The sequence below is a fragment of the Bradyrhizobium sp. genome (assembly GCF_050014615.1).
Classification (GTDB): domain Bacteria; phylum Pseudomonadota; class Alphaproteobacteria; order Rhizobiales; family Xanthobacteraceae; genus Bradyrhizobium.
In genome coordinates this window covers 1-13,848 of sequence record NZ_JBEKCZ010000213.1, presented here as the reverse complement: position 1 = coordinate 13,848, position 13,848 = coordinate 1, and the positions used below count along the sequence as shown (strand labels likewise).

10 protein-coding genes and 1 pseudogene are annotated in these 13,848 nt (G+C 61.5%); 9 read left to right on the top strand and 2 right to left on the bottom strand.

Annotation, left to right across the window (positions count from 1 at the left end; all coding sequences use genetic code 11):
- Nucleotides 1-3 precede the first annotated feature (3 nt).
- The gene (locus tag ABR948_RS25235; protein ID WP_428123206.1) at nt 4-2,100 is read right to left on the bottom strand and encodes a 3-hydroxyacyl-CoA dehydrogenase NAD-binding domain-containing protein; all 2,097 of its coding nucleotides are present in this window, start codon (nt 2,098-2,100) and stop codon (nt 4-6) included.
- 129 nt (nt 2,101-2,229) lie between these two features.
- Between ABR948_RS25235 and ABR948_RS25230 the strand changes: the two genes are divergently transcribed.
- The 7 genes and pseudogenes from ABR948_RS25230 (at nt 2,230) to ABR948_RS25200 (ending at nt 9,256) form a co-directional block, all read left to right on the top strand.
- Nucleotides 2,230-3,096: an IclR family transcriptional regulator gene (locus ABR948_RS25230; RefSeq protein WP_428123204.1), complete on the top strand. Its 867-nt coding sequence runs from the start codon at nt 2,230-2,232 to the stop codon at nt 3,094-3,096.
- Between the two features lie 72 nt (nt 3,097-3,168).
- Nucleotides 3,169-3,978 carry an ABC transporter ATP-binding protein gene (locus ABR948_RS25225; RefSeq protein ID WP_428123203.1) on the top strand — a complete coding sequence of 270 codons (810 nt, stop codon included), beginning with the start codon at nt 3,169-3,171 and terminating at the stop codon, nt 3,976-3,978.
- Nucleotides 3,975-4,688 (top strand): ABC transporter ATP-binding protein, encoded by a 714-nt coding sequence (locus tag ABR948_RS25220; protein WP_428123202.1) that lies wholly within the window; start codon nt 3,975-3,977, stop codon nt 4,686-4,688. Before ABR948_RS25225 ends, ABR948_RS25220 begins: the two co-directional genes overlap by 4 nt.
- A gap of 12 nt (nt 4,689-4,700) precedes the next feature.
- Nucleotides 4,701-5,579 (top strand): branched-chain amino acid ABC transporter permease, encoded by an 879-nt coding sequence (locus ABR948_RS25215; RefSeq protein ID WP_428123200.1) that lies wholly within the window; start codon nt 4,701-4,703, stop codon nt 5,577-5,579.
- Nucleotides 5,580-5,581: 2 nt separating this feature from the next.
- Nucleotides 5,582-6,598 carry a branched-chain amino acid ABC transporter permease gene (locus ABR948_RS25210; protein ID WP_428123198.1) on the top strand — a complete coding sequence of 339 codons (1,017 nt, stop codon included), beginning with the start codon at nt 5,582-5,584 and terminating at the stop codon, nt 6,596-6,598.
- Nucleotides 6,599-6,621: 23 nt separating this feature from the next.
- Entirely contained in the window at nt 6,622-7,851 is a 1,230-nt protein-coding gene (locus ABR948_RS25205) for an ABC transporter substrate-binding protein (RefSeq protein ID WP_428123197.1), read from the top strand.
- A 180-nt stretch (nt 7,852-8,031) separates the two neighbouring features.
- A pseudogene (locus ABR948_RS25200) lies at nt 8,032-9,256 on the top strand (ABC transporter substrate-binding protein).
- A gap of 116 nt (nt 9,257-9,372) precedes the next feature.
- On the opposite strand, the gene ABR948_RS25195 reads toward ABR948_RS25200, so the two are convergent.
- Nucleotides 9,373-10,776 (bottom strand): GSCFA domain-containing protein, encoded by a 1,404-nt coding sequence (locus ABR948_RS25195; RefSeq protein WP_428123195.1) that lies wholly within the window; start codon nt 10,774-10,776, stop codon nt 9,373-9,375.
- Between the two features lie 466 nt (nt 10,777-11,242).
- Between ABR948_RS25195 and ABR948_RS25190 the strand changes: the two genes are divergently transcribed.
- Together ABR948_RS25190 and ABR948_RS25185 are read left to right on the top strand one after the other, a co-directional pair.
- A complete protein-coding gene (locus tag ABR948_RS25190; protein ID WP_428123194.1) occupies nt 11,243-12,529 on the top strand; it encodes a glycerate kinase type-2 family protein in 1,287 nt (428 codons plus the stop codon).
- A gap of 157 nt (nt 12,530-12,686) precedes the next feature.
- Nucleotides 12,687-13,848, top strand: a 1,162-nt coding sequence (locus ABR948_RS25185; RefSeq protein WP_428123192.1) for a sensor domain-containing protein, incomplete at its 3' end; no start/stop codon positions are given.

Here is a 13,848-nt window from a genome sequence, read left to right as displayed (position 1 = left end):
CCATCACGCCGCTTTCGCGGTCTGCGCCAGCGACGCGAAGGTCTTGCCTTCGGCCGCCAGCTGCTTGAGCAGCGGCGCCGGTTCGAGCGAGGGATCGTTGGTCTCTTTGGCGTAGAACGACAGCCGCTCGGCGATGTGCTTGAGGCCGACCTGATCGGCATAGAACATCGGGCCGCCGCGGTAGATCGGCCAGCCATACCCATAAAGCCAGATCACATCGATGTCGCTCGGACGCGCGGCGATCTTTTCCTCCAGAATCCGCGCGCCTTCGTTGATCATCGGATACATCATGCGCTCGAGAATTTCGTCGTCGCTGACCACGCGCTTCTTGCGCCCGAGCCGCTGCAGGGTTTCGTCGATCAGCTTCTCGACTTCCGGATCGGGCAGCGGCGCGCGCGAGCCGGCCTCGTATTTATAGTAGCCCTTGCCTGTCTTCTGGCCGAAGCGGCCGGCCTCACACAGCGCGTCGGCGATTTCCGACTTGATGCCGCGGTCCTTGCGCGAGCGCCAGCCGATGTCGAGGCCGGCGAGATCGCCCATCGCGAACGGACCCATCGGCATGCCGAACTTGGTCACCACCGCGTCGACCTGCTGCGGCAGCGCGCCTTCGAACAGCAGCTTTTCCGCCTGCTTGCCGCGTTGCGCCAGCATCCGGTTGCCGACGAAACCGTCGCAGACGCCGACCACCGCCGGCACTTTTGCGATCTTGCGCGCGACCGCAACGGCGGTGGTCAGCGCATCCGGCGCGGTCTTGTCCGCGCGCACGATCTCGCACAGCTTCATCACATTCGCGGGCGAGAAGAAGTGCATGCCCAGCACGTCCTGCGGACGGCTGGTCACCTTGGCGATTTCGTCGATGTTGAGATAGGAGGTGTTGCTGGCGAGCACCGCGCCCGGTTTGGCGAACTTGTCGAGCGCCGTAAACACTTCCTTCTTGATCGCCATGGTCTCGAACACGGCTTCGATGATCAGGTCCGCGTCCTTCACGTTTTCGAGCCCGACCACGCCAGTGATCAGTCCCATGCGCTTGGCGGGGGCGTCGGCCGGAATACCGCCGCGCGCCGCGGTGGCCTCGTAATTCTTCTGCATCACGCCCATGCCGCGCTTGAGCTGCTCCTCGCCGGTCTCGATCAGAGTCACCGGAATCCCGGCATTGGCAAACGACATCGCGATGCCGCCGCCCATGGTGCCGGCGCCGATGATCGCGACGCGCTCGACATTGCGGGCCTTGGTGCCTTCGGGAACGCCGGCGATCTTGGCCGCTTCGCGCTCGGAGAAGAAGGCGTAGCGCTGCGCCTTGGACTGATCGCTCGACACCAGCTTGAGGAAGCCCTCGCGTTCCTTCTTCAACCCTTCATCGAACGGCAGATCGATCGCGGCGCCGACCGCGTCGGCGGCGGCAAACGGCGCTTCCAGCCCGCGCGCCTTCTTGGTGAGGGCGGCGACCGCGTTGGTGAAGATAGAACGGTCGGCCTTCGCCGCCGCGAGCTTGCTGTCGTCGTCGCGCAGCCTGCGCAGCGGCCGCTTCTCCGCCAGCACCTTGCGGGCGAACGCCTCGCCGCCGGTGGCCGGACCTTCGACGATTTCCTCGATCAGGCCGTTCTTCAACGCCTCCGAAGCGCTGATCGGATCGCCGGCCACGATCATCTTGACCGCGAGCTCGGGACCGACCGCGCGCGGCAGGCGCTGCGTGCCGCCGGCGCCCGGCAACAGACCGAGTTTCACCTCGGGCAGGCCGAGCCGCGCGTCCTTGGTTGCAACGCGGAAATGGCAGGCCAGCGCGACCTCGAGGCCCCCGCCCAGCGCCGTGCCGTGAATGGCGGCAACAATCGGCTTCGGCGAATTCTCCATCTCGGTCAGCACCTCGCTCAGGCCCGGAGGCTTTGGCGGCTTGCCGAATTCGGTGATGTCGGCGCCGGCGATAAAGGTGCGGCCGCCGCAGGTCAGGACGATCGCCTTTATTTCGGGATCGGCGATGGCGCTCTTGATGCACTCCAGGATACCACCCCGCACCGCAGCGCTCAGCGCGTTGACGGGAGGACTGTTGACCGTGACGATGCCGACGACGTCACGACGCTCGAGCTTGACTACTTCGTTCACGAGATTCTCCCTGGATCGGCTGTTCTTACGAATTTCGCACTGCGGAATTTAATTCCACATCTTGACAGCGAGGGTTATTTTGAAGCACGTCCCTTGTCAACGAGGTCCGCGCAGCGACAGCAGCAGGCAATGAAGCGTCCAGGCAAGAAAGTGGCGACCGATCGCAGTTTCGTCGTCGCGCTTTCCCGCGGCCTCGATGTGTTGCGCGCATTCCATCCCAATGACGGGCTTCTTGGTAACCAGGAGATCGCGGCCCGCACGAATCTGCCCAAGCCAACCATTTCGCGGCTGACCTATACTCTGACCAAACTGGGCTACCTTACGCCGGTTCCGCGGTTCGAGAAATACCAGCTGTCACCGTCAGCCATGTCGCTCGGCTATGCTGCACTTGCAAATCTCGGCGTTCGGCATTTGTCCGAGGCCTATCGCGAGGAAGTCATGCGCGCGACCGGCGGCGCGGTCGCGGTCGGCGGCCGTGACCGTCTCAGCATGATTTACTTCGGCCAGAGCCGCAACGGTCTCACGCTGGGCGTGCAGCTCGATGTCGGGTCGCGAATCCCGATCGCAACGACGGCGATGGGCCGGGCCTATATCTGGGCGCTGCCCGACGACGAGCGTGCCTCATTGTTACGCGAACTTCGCGAGCACTACGGCAACCGCTGGCCGCGGATGCGCGACGGCATCGAACGTGCCGGTGAAACCGTCAAGCAGCTCGGCTTTACGATCTCGGCCGGCGAGTGGCAGGACGATGTGCACGCGGTCGGCGTCGCACTAAAGTTGAACGACGGAACAGGCCCCTACGCGTTCAATTGTGGCGCGCCCGCATTCCGCTTCACGGAAGAACGGCTGCGCACCGATATTGGACCTCGTCTCGTGGCGATGGTAAGGAACATCGAAGCCGCCCTGGGTGGCGCAGCGCCGCAATCAAAAAAAGAAGAGAACAAAAAGTTGAAAGCAGGAGGGAAAGTTGCACGTGTGGTCGAGGGGATCAGGTAGCCGTCACCATCGCAGCCGGCGAACCAGTTGGCGTGCTCGTTCCGGCCTGATGAAGCATCCGGGCGGGGTGCGATGACGCAGGCACAACTGGCGCAGGAACAGACTGGTTCGGCTGCTCCTCTGCTTGCGGTTTGCGACGTCAGCGTCGTGTTCGGCGGCATCGTTGCGTTGAATGGCGTCTCGTTCGACATGCATCAGGGCCAGATCCTGGGCCTGATCGGCCCGAACGGCGCCGGCAAAACCACGCTGTTCAACTGCCTGAGCCGACTCTATCAGCCTAGCAAGGGCGACATCCTGATGGAAGGCAAGAGCATCCTGAAGCGACCGCCGCACCGGATCGCCGAAATCGGCATCGGGCGCACCTTCCAGAACGTCGCCTTGTTTCCCAATCTTTCGGTGCTCGACAACGTCCGGGTCGGCACCCATGCCCGCACCAACAGCGACATCATCAGCGACTCGCTGAAACTGCCCTGGGTTCGCCGCAGCGAGGCCGAACTCAACCGGCGCGTTCATGAAATCCTGAATTATCTGGATCTCGAAGACGTCGCCCATCTCACGGTTTCCGGGCTGCCGTTCGGCACCCAGAAACGCGTCGAGCTGGCGCGCGCGCTGGCGGCCGATCCGAAGATCCTGCTGCTCGATGAACCCGCCGGCGGCCTCAACCACGAGGAAGTCTACGCGCTTGGCGATCTGATCCGCCGGATTCGCGACCAGCGCAAGATGACCGTTCTGCTCGTCGAACATCACATGGGCCTCGTGATGTCGATCGCCGATCACGTGGTGGCGCTGAATTTCGGCCGCAAGCTCGCCGAGGGAACGCCGGCCGTGGTGCAGTCCGACCCGGATGTCATCAAGGCCTATCTGGGGAGCAAGGATACATGACGGCGATGCTCAACATCCGGGATCTCAAGGCCTATTACGGCCAGGTCCAGGCCCTTCATGGTCTCGAATTTGCTCTCAATGAAGGCAGCGTGACGACGCTGCTCGGTGCCAACGGCGCCGGCAAGACCACGACCTTGCGCGCGATCTGCAACATGGTGCGCACCACCGGCGCGATCGAATTCGACGGCGCGCCGCTCGCCGGCCGCTCGACCGAAAACATCGTCCGCCTCGGCATCGCCCATGTGCCGCAGGGCCGCGGCACCTTCACCACCATGACGGTGGAAGAAAACCTTCAGCTTGGCGCCATCACGCGAAGCGACCGGGCCGGCATCGTGTCCGACATCGAGCGCATGTACGCTCACTTTCCGGTGCTCAAGCAGCGCTACACCCAGCAGGCCGGCACGCTGTCGGGCGGCGAACAGCAGATGCTCGCGGTCGCCCGCGCCCTGATGCTGCGTCCACGGCTGATGCTGCTCGACGAGCCGTCGTTCGGGCTGGCGCCGCTGATCGTGCGCGACCTGTTCAAGATCCTCGGCAAGATCAACCGCGAGGACAAGGTCACCATCCTGGTGGTGGAGCAGAACGCGCAGCTGGCGCTGGAACTCGCCGACAAGGCCTACGTCATCGAGACCGGACGGATCGTGATGTCGGGCAGTGCCACCGAGATCGCGAACAACGAAGATGTGCGTAAATCCTATCTGGGATATTGAGGGAGCACGGCCGTGGAGCTTTTCACCAATCAGGTCCTGGCCGGCATCGCCACCGGCGCGATCTATGCCTGCATGGCGCTCGCCGTCGTCATGATCTACCAGGCGATCGACCATCTCAATTTCGCCCAGGGCGAGATGGCGATGTTCTCGACCTTCATTTCCTGGCAGTTGATGCAGTGGGGCGTGCCCTATTGGGGGGCGTTCGTGCTCACGCTGGCATTTTCGTTCGCCGCCGGCATCCTGATCGAGCGCCTGCTGTTCAAGCCGCTGGCCAAGGCCCCGATCCTGACCAACGTCGCCGGCTTCATCGCCTTGTACGCGATCATCAACAGCGTGGCCGGGCTGATCTGGGATTTCACCATCAAGCAATATCCGACACCGTTCGGATCGTCGCCGTTTCTCGGCAGCCAGCTGATCTCGACCCATCAGGCCGGCATGATCGGGGTCACGGTCCTGCTGCTGATCCTGCTTTACCTGTTCTTCCAGTTTACGCGGATCGGGCTGTCGATGCGCGCGGCCGCCTCGGTGCCTGAATCGGCGCGGCTGGTCGGCGTCAACACCGGCTGGATGATCGCACTCGGCTGGGGCATGGCGGCGGCGATCGGCTCGATCGCCGGCATGCTGATCGCGCCGGTGGTGTTTCTGGAGCCGAACATGATGGGCGGCGTGCTGATCTACGGATTCGCCGCCGCCGTGCTCGGCGGACTGACCAGCCCGTTCGGTGCCGTGATCGGCGGCTTCCTGGTCGGCATCATCGAAAATCTCGCCGGCACCTATATCCCCGGCGTCGGCAATGAACTGAAGCTGCCGATCGCGCTGGCGCTGATCATCACCGTCCTGGTTGTCAAACCGGCGGGCCTGTTTGGCCGGCCCATCGTGAAGCGAGTTTGATCATGAGCGCCGTTCAGGAAGTCGTCACCGAAGCGCCCGCGGTCGAGGCCGTTCCCAAGCGCGCCATGACACTCGGTAACGGAACGTCACTGGCGATGCTGCTGGTGCTGATCCTGGTGCCGCTGTTCGTCAAGAATTTCATCATCTTCCAGCTGACGATGTTGCTGATCTATGCGCTGGCCGTTCTGGCGCTGAATATCCTGACCGGCGGCAGCGGCCAGTTTTCGCTGGGCCAGAGCGCCTTCTACGCGGTCGGCGCCTACACCTCGGCGATCCTGATGGAACATGCCGATATCAATTACGCCCTGACATTGCCGATCGCCGGAATTGTCTGCTTCGCCTTCGGCTTCCTGTTCGGCCAGCCGGCGCTGCGGTTGAGCGGCGTCTATCTGGCGCTGGCGACCTTTGCGCTGGCCACCGCCATGCCGCAGCTTTTGAAGCTCGGGGTATTCGAGAAATGGACCGGCGGCGTGCAGGGCCTGGTGGTGACCAAGCCTGACGCGCCGTTCGGCCTGCCGATGTCGCAGGACATGTGGCTGTATTATTTCACGCTCGCGGTTTCGGTCGCGATCTATATTTTCTCCGTCAATCTGCTGAAATCGCGCTCCGGCCGTGCCTTCATGGCGATCCGCGACAACGAAATCGCCGCATCCGCCATGGGCATCGACGTCGCCCTGTACAAGACGCTGGCGTTCGGGGTCAGCGCCGGCATCACCGGCGTCGCCGGCGGCTTGGGCGCGATCGCGGTGCAGTTCGTCGCACCGGACGGCTACACCATCACGCTGGCGATCTCGCTGTTTCTCGGCATGGTGGTCGGCGGCGTCGGATGGTTGCCGGGATCGATCGTGGGTTCGGCGTTCATCATCTTCGTTCCGAATATCGCCGAGGGGATCTCGAAGGGGCTGTCCGGCGCCGTGTTCGGCGTGCTGCTGTTCCTCGTCATCTTCCTGGTGCCGCACGGCGCCAGGCAAATCGCCGTGGTCGCACAACAACTGCTCGGCAAATTCAAGAAAAACTAGCCGAGAAAACCCAAGGAGAAAAAATGCGTTCAAAACCAAGAACACTTATCGCCGCGTCCGCGACGGCGATTCTTGCCCTCGCTGCCACGACCGGCGCTGCCCTGGCCCAGAAGAAATACGACACCGGCGCGACCGACGCCGAGATCAAGATCGGCAACATCATGCCCTATAGCGGTCCCGCTTCCGCCTATGGCGTGATCGGCAAGACCGAGGCAGCCTATTTCAACAAGATCAACGCCGAGGGCGGCATCAACGGCCGCAAGATCAATTTCGTCAGCTACGACGACGGCTACAGCCCGCCGAAGGCCGTGGAGCAGGCGCGCAAGCTGGTCGAGAGCGACGAGGTCTTGCTGATTTTCAATGCGCTGGGCACGCCCTCGAATTCGGCGATCCAGAAATATCTGAACGCCAAGAAGGTCCCGCAGCTGTTCGTCGCCACCGGCGCCGCCAAGTGGAACGACCCGAAGGATTTTCCGTGGACCATGGGCTGGCAGCCCAGCTATCAGACCGAAGCGCGGATTTACGCCAAGTTCCTGATGAAGGAGAAGCCGGACGCCAGGATCGGCGTGCTCTATCAGAACGACGATTTCGGCAAGGACTACATCAAGGGCCTGAAGGACCAGCTCGGCGCCAGGGCGTCGATGATCATTGCCGAGGAAAGTTACGAGACCTCGGAGCCGACCATCGACAACCACATCGTCAAGCTCAAGGCCAGCGGCGCCGATGTCTTCCTGAGCATCACCACCCCGAAATTCGCGGCGCAGGCGATCAAGAAACTGGCCGAGATCGAGTGGAAGCCGCTGCATATCGTGTCCAACGTCTCGACTTCCGTCGGCGGCGTGATCCAGCCGGCCGGCTTCGAGAACGCGCAGGGCATTCTGTCAGCCAACTACGGCAAGGACGGCGCCGATCCGCAATGGAACAACGATCCCGGCATGAAGAAATTCTTCGCATTTCTCGAGAAGTATTATCCCGAAGGCAACAAGCTCGACGGCTCGGTGGTCTACGGCTACGGCGCGGCCCAGACCATGGTGAAGGTGCTGGAAATGTGCGGCGACAACCTGACCCGCGAAAACGTCATGAAGCAGGCGGCAAGCTTGAAGGACTTCGCGCCCGATACCTTGCTGCCCGGCATCAAGATCAATACCTCCGCGACCGACTTCGCGCCGATCGAGCAGCTTCAGATGGAGCGCTTCAAGGGCGAGAAATGGGACCTGTTCGGCGATATCATCAGCGGCGAAGCCAGCAACTGATACGCGTGAGGAACCATGCGTATCGGCGCCTGAGCGAGCGACGCAGCGTCATCTGACGATGGCCGCCTGACTACTAAAGAAGCAGCCCTTCGCGCGTCGCGCGGAGGGCTTTTTGTTGTGAGGGTCCCGGTAAAATGGTACTCAAGGCATCGGTTCAAAGAGCTTTCGATCAAGAAGGCCATGACACACCGTCCATGCCATTGGAAAAAGAGGGAGACCGCGATGCCAGCGATCATGAACAGAATTGCAATCGCCTCAGCCGCCGCGCTGGCGGTGCTTGCTGCGTCCAGCAGCGGCGCGCTGGCGCAGAAGAAATACGACACCGGCGCCACCGACACCGAAATCAAGATCGGCAACATCATGCCCTACAGCGGCCCCGCCTCCGCCTATGGCGTGATCGGCAAGACCGAAGCCGCCTATTTCAAGAAGATCAACGATGCCGGCGGCATCAACGGCCGCAAGATCAATTTCATCAGCTATGACGACAGCTACAGTCCGCCGAAGACCGTGGAACAGGCGCGCAAGCTGGTGGAAAGCGACGAGGTCCTGCTGCTGTTCAACGAAGGTGCCGCAGCTGTTCGTCGCCACCGGCGCCACCAAGTGGAACGATCCCAAGGAATTTCCGTGGACCATGGGCTGGCAGCCGAGCTACCAGAGCGAAACCCAGATTTACGCCAAATATATTCTCAAGGAGAAGCCGGACGCCAAGATCGCCGTGCTGTATCAGAACGACGACTATGGCAAGGACTACCTCAAGGGCCTGAAGGATGGCCTGGGCGCCAAGGCCGCCTCGATGATCGTCGCCGAGGAGAGCTTCGAAACTTCGGAGCCGACCGTCGACAGCCACATCGTCAAGCTCAAATCGAGCGGGGCCGACGTGTTCATCGACATCGCCACGCCGAAATTCGCGGCGCAGGCGATCAAGAAGGTCGCCGAGATCGAGTGGAAGCCGCTTCACTTCCTCAACAACGTTTCGGTGTCGGTCGGCAGCGTGATCAAGCCGGCGGGTTACGAGAACGCGCAAGGCATTATTTCGGCCTCCTACCTCAAGGACGCGTCGGATCCGCAGTGGGACAACGATCCCGGCATGAAGCAGTTCTACGACTTCCTCGCCAAGGATTATCCGGAGGGCAACAAGCTCGATATCAACGTCGTGGTCGGCTACGGCGTTTCGCAGACCCTGGTCGAGGTGCTCAAGAAATGCGGTGACGACCTCACCCGCGCCAACATCATGAAGCAAGCCGCGAACCTGCAGAATTTTCGTACCGAAGTCCTGCTGCCCGGCATCAAGATCAATACCAGCCCAACCAATTTCGGCCCGCTCAGCCAGCTTCAGCTGATGAGGTTCAAGGGCGAGAAATGGGAGCTGTTCGGCGACATCATCAGCGCGGATGTCGGCGGCTGACGCCAGGACGCGATCCCCGGTCAAGAGGTCCCGGACACCGATCGATCGCAAAACCCCGCGGCGCGCCGCGGGGTTTTGTGATATCGGGAAGCTACACCGGTTTTGACCGGCCACGGTCACGCGGCAGAGAACATGTCGACAAATGCCCTGATCGTGCCAGCCACTTTTTCTTCGGAAACATGCCAGGCGGCGCCATCGTCCGCGGCATAATAATTACTGGCATTTGAGCCGGCCCATCTGAAAACTTCAAATGATGGCCAGTATAAAATATTCGAGAGTTTCGAATTATTCACCACCTCATGGGCAACCAGCCGCATCGTGCTTTTTGACAGGCAGTCGGCTTGAACGGCTGACTCATATTCGAAGGAAGCCAGCAACGGCACCGGGGAAACGGTGACGATGATCTTCATGTCAGGCGATATTTTTCTGATAAATTCGATCAGGTAAAGCACATTGTCGACGTTTTCCTGGACGCTCGTGGTCCGAAACAGATATTTCTCCGCCAGCACCCTGGAATTCAGGCCACTGGGCCGTGGCAAGACGAAATCGCCGGTTACCCTGTCAAAAAACGCAGGCGCAACACCGAGCGTCAAAATGAAGACATCGCTATTCCGGATGATCTGCAGCGCATTTTCCTTGCTCCAGCCCGGCGGCAACAGCTCGACGATCCTGTCGCGAATTGCGCCATCGATAGCGGCGTCACTGAGCCAGTCGACGAACACTTTGTTGGCGAACGTCGTATTGATGTATTCGGAGATTTCCATGTGATGGCTGACGTAACCGCTCGCGTGCAGGCTTTTGGCCAGATTTCTGGCGAAGCAGGAACCCATCGTGAAAAATCTGGTATTCTTGTTGATGAATTTGGACTCGCTGTTCAAATTGACAGCGATATGGTCCTTCATCAGCTTCTGAAAATCGCCGAGAAATTCTGCCGTTTCCGGATAGCGACCGATCTTCTTCCTGCCTTTTGCCGTTTTGGAAGTTGTCTGGCTCAAATGCGATCTTGCGATTTCCAGGGTCTCTCTGGTGGCCGCGACATCGAAAGTCGCGGGATCAAGCGCGATCGCTTTTTCAAGACTGGCAATCGACTCTTCAAAAAAATTACCCTGAGTCAGGATTTCGCTGAGCTGATAATAGTCGCCGGCGCTGCCTGATGCGTGGGCCAACTTGCGGAAAAGTTCAATTCCCTTGCTGAAGGGCCCGACGTCGCGGCATTTCGTTGCCGCGCCTCTTATCAGCTTCAGATTGGTTTCGGTCGGCTGGTCAAATATTGCTGGATGCTCGTCCAGAATGGCCAACAGCATATCGCGTGACTCAGCGGCCTTCTTGTGTGAGCCGTCGTCGATCAGATGGGCGTAGATGAATCGCGCGTTGATATCCTTGTTGTCCAGCTCAAGGATTTTCTTGAAAGCGAACTGAGCGCTGGCGTAGTCCTCGTCCTGGATATATTTGAAGCCGAGATCCTTGAGTTGACCAAGAAGGGGCTGAAGGGTGGCGGGAGCAGCGGGTTCAGTGGTCATGGTCAGGATGCGCCTTGTTTTGTCGCTGGATGCAGGTGCTCCTCTTTCGCGATTGAGTTCACCTGGTAAGCATACGCTGGCAAAGCCGGGGGCTTCTTGGATGTGAGCCGCTCAACGGGGCTTCGGGTCTTTGACCTGATCGCCAATCACGCTTCGTCTCGCGTGCTCTGCAGCTCACGAATCGAGGCGTCATCGATGGGGTTCCCTAGATGCCAAACCCATACCGCCGCCTCGGCAATACAATGCATACGCCGGGAAACCACCAGCCCTCGCTGATTCGATCTGAGCTGAACGCTAGCTTAGATTGTTGGCAGGGGCTAGTCGGGACACTTCGGCCCGCTGACAGTTCGCGACGACCGCATCCCCCAGCGGCGCGCCGCGGGGGTTTTCTTTTGCGCCAATCGGATGGATAACCGGCGTCCGATATCTTGATGGCCAATCCCGTGATGCCTGATCCCGTGAACCAATGACCGACAGACGCCCTCTCCTGCGCTCGATCTTCGATGCCGCCGTCGCCGCCGCCCATCCCGATATCGTGCTGTCGGCGCATCTGCGCCCGATACCGAAGGGACGGGTGATCTGTCTTGCCGCCGGCAAGGCCGCCGCGGCGATGGCCGCGGCCGCGGAACGACATTATCTCGACCAATGGGGGCTCGACCTCGATCGGCTATCGGGCATCGCCACCACCCGTCACGGCCATGGCGTGCCGACGCGCCGGATCAAGGTGATCGAAGCCGGCCATCCCGTGCCCGACGAGGCCGGGCTGAAGGGCGCGCAGCTGAGCCTGCAAATGGCGGCGGGCGCCGGTGTGGACGATCTCCTGCTGGTGCTGCTGTCGGGCGGCGGATCGGCGAACTGGATCGCGCCGGTTGACGGCGTGTCGTTCGCGCAGAAGCAGCAGCTGACGCGCGCGCTGTTGCGCTCCGGCGCGCCGATCGGCGAGGTCAACACCGTTCGCAAGCATCTGTCGCGGATCAAGGGCGGCCGGCTGGCGCGTGCCGGCCAACGGGCCGACATCGTGACGCTGGCGATATCGGACGTGCCGCATGACGATCCCTCGGCGATCGCATCGGGACCGACGGTGCCCGATCCAACGACGCTCGCGGACGCGCGCGCCATCGTCGCGAAATATGGCCTTGCGGTCGACGATGCCATCCGCCGCGCGCTCGACAACGCCGGCAACGAAAGCTGCAAGCCCGGCGATCCCGCCTTTGCGCGCACGCAGTTCGAATTGATCGCGCGGCCGAAGGCCTCGCTCGACGCCGCGATCAAGGTGGCCGCGGACGCCGGATACGCGATCATCGATCTCGGCGCCGACCTCGAAGGCGAGGCCCGCGATGTCGCCGCCGATCACGCGCGGCTCGCGCTGAAAGCACATGGCGACGGCAAGCGCGTCGCGATCGTCTCCGGCGGCGAACTCACCGTGACCGTGCGCGGCAACGGGCGCGGCGGCCCCAATCAGGAATATGCGCTGGCACTGGCCGGGCTTCTCAACAACACCCAGGGCATTTCGGCCCTGGCTGGAGATACCGACGGCGCCGATGGCGGCGCCGGCAGCGCCGCCGATCCCGCCGGCGCCATCATCGATCAGGGCACTTTCGCCAGGATGAGATCGCTCGGCCTCGACCCGAAAGCCTATCTCGACAACAACGACGCCACCGCCTTCTTCGCCGCGACCGGCGATCTCCTGCTGACGGGGCCGACGCTCACCAATGTCAACGATGTCAGGGTGATTCTGGTGGATGGGGTGTAGCCCCCATCCGGGCGGCGAAATCTTAACGCTTTGTTCAGCGAACTCCAAGGAACCCGCCGAAACCACCACGTTTCAAGGACGCCATTTACCAGCTTGGTCTTCCAATGCCCGGCTATTCGTCGCAGGAGCGCTGCCGGTCGCAGCAGGGGATCGCCATATGACGGATGTCGTGAAGCGTGCCATCAATCCAGAGCCAGCTGTCCCGAGCTGGCTGCTCGAGAAAGCCATCAACAATCTTTCGATGGGGCTCGTTATCTTCGACAAGCAGCGCAAGGTGGTGTTCTGCAACAAGCGGTATATGGAAATCTATGGACTTTCGGCCGAGCAGGTAAAACCCGGAACTCCGCTCAACGAACTCATCCAGCGCCGGCTGGCGATGGGGCAGAAGGCGCCTTCCAATTCCGACGCCTACATCCAGGAACGCTTTCGCGACGGCGCCGTTCAGACCGCGACCGTCCAGGAATTCAGCGATGGCCGGACCATTATCTTTACCGTCTATCCGATGCCGGACGGCGGTGGGATGGCGACCCACGAGGACATCACGGAGCGGGAGGACGTCAACGCGCGTCTGGCGCAGCAGCACGAGCTTCTCAGGCAGCAGGAAGAGAACCTGCGGATCCGCCACTTCCAGTTCGATACCGCCATCAACAACATGTCGCAGGGATTGTGCTTCTTCGATGCCGCACATCGGCTGATCGTGTGTAACGACCGCTACGTCGACATGTATGATCTTCCGCGCGACCGCGTCGGCCCCGGGACCCCTTTGACCGAAATCGTCGACATGCGCTTTAATGCCGGCAGCTTTCCCGCGATGTCCAGGGATGAATACCTGAACTGGCGCACCAACGTCGCGGTATCCAACGAGCCCACCGACAGCATCGTCGAATTGAAAAACGGGCGCACCTTCAAGATTCGCCATCGACCGATGCCCGACGGCGGCTGGGTTGCCACCCATGAAGACATCACCGAACAGCGGCGCTCCGAGGTCAAGATCGAATATATGGCGCACCACGACGCGCTGACCGATCTCGCCAATCGCGTGTTGCTCAACGAACGGCTCGAACATGCTCTGGGCAGCCGAATTCATCGCGAGCAAATGGTCGCGGTTCATCACCTCGATCTCGATCAGTTCAAAGCGGTGAACGACACGTTTGGCCATCCCGCCGGCGACAAGCTGCTGAAGATGGTGGCGGAGCGGCTGCGCGGGCTGGTCCGCGCAACCGACACGATCGCACGGATGGGAGGCGATGAATTCGCCATCGTGCAGGCTCCCATCAAGGATCCCGCCGAGGCCACCTCGCTCGCGCAGAATATCATCA

What these genes read in the sequence shown, in the direction of transcription:
- ABR948_RS25230 (WP_428123204.1), top strand. Translation starts at nt 2,230, where the DNA reads ATGAAGCGTCCAGGCAAGAAAGTGGCGACCGATCGCAGTTTCGTCGTC.
- ABR948_RS25225 (WP_428123203.1), top strand. Translation starts at nt 3,169, where the DNA reads ATGACGCAGGCACAACTGGCGCAGGAACAGACTGGTTCGGCTGCTCCT.
- ABR948_RS25220 (WP_428123202.1), top strand. Translation starts at nt 3,975, where the DNA reads ATGACGGCGATGCTCAACATCCGGGATCTCAAGGCCTATTACGGCCAG.
- ABR948_RS25210 (WP_428123198.1), top strand. Translation starts at nt 5,582, where the DNA reads ATGAGCGCCGTTCAGGAAGTCGTCACCGAAGCGCCCGCGGTCGAGGCC.
- ABR948_RS25205 (WP_428123197.1), top strand. Translation starts at nt 6,622, where the DNA reads ATGCGTTCAAAACCAAGAACACTTATCGCCGCGTCCGCGACGGCGATT.
- ABR948_RS25195 (WP_428123195.1), bottom strand. Translation starts at nt 10,776, where the DNA reads ATGACCACTGAACCCGCTGCTCCCGCCACCCTTCAGCCCCTTCTTGGT.
- ABR948_RS25190 (WP_428123194.1), top strand. Translation starts at nt 11,243, where the DNA reads ATGACCGACAGACGCCCTCTCCTGCGCTCGATCTTCGATGCCGCCGTC.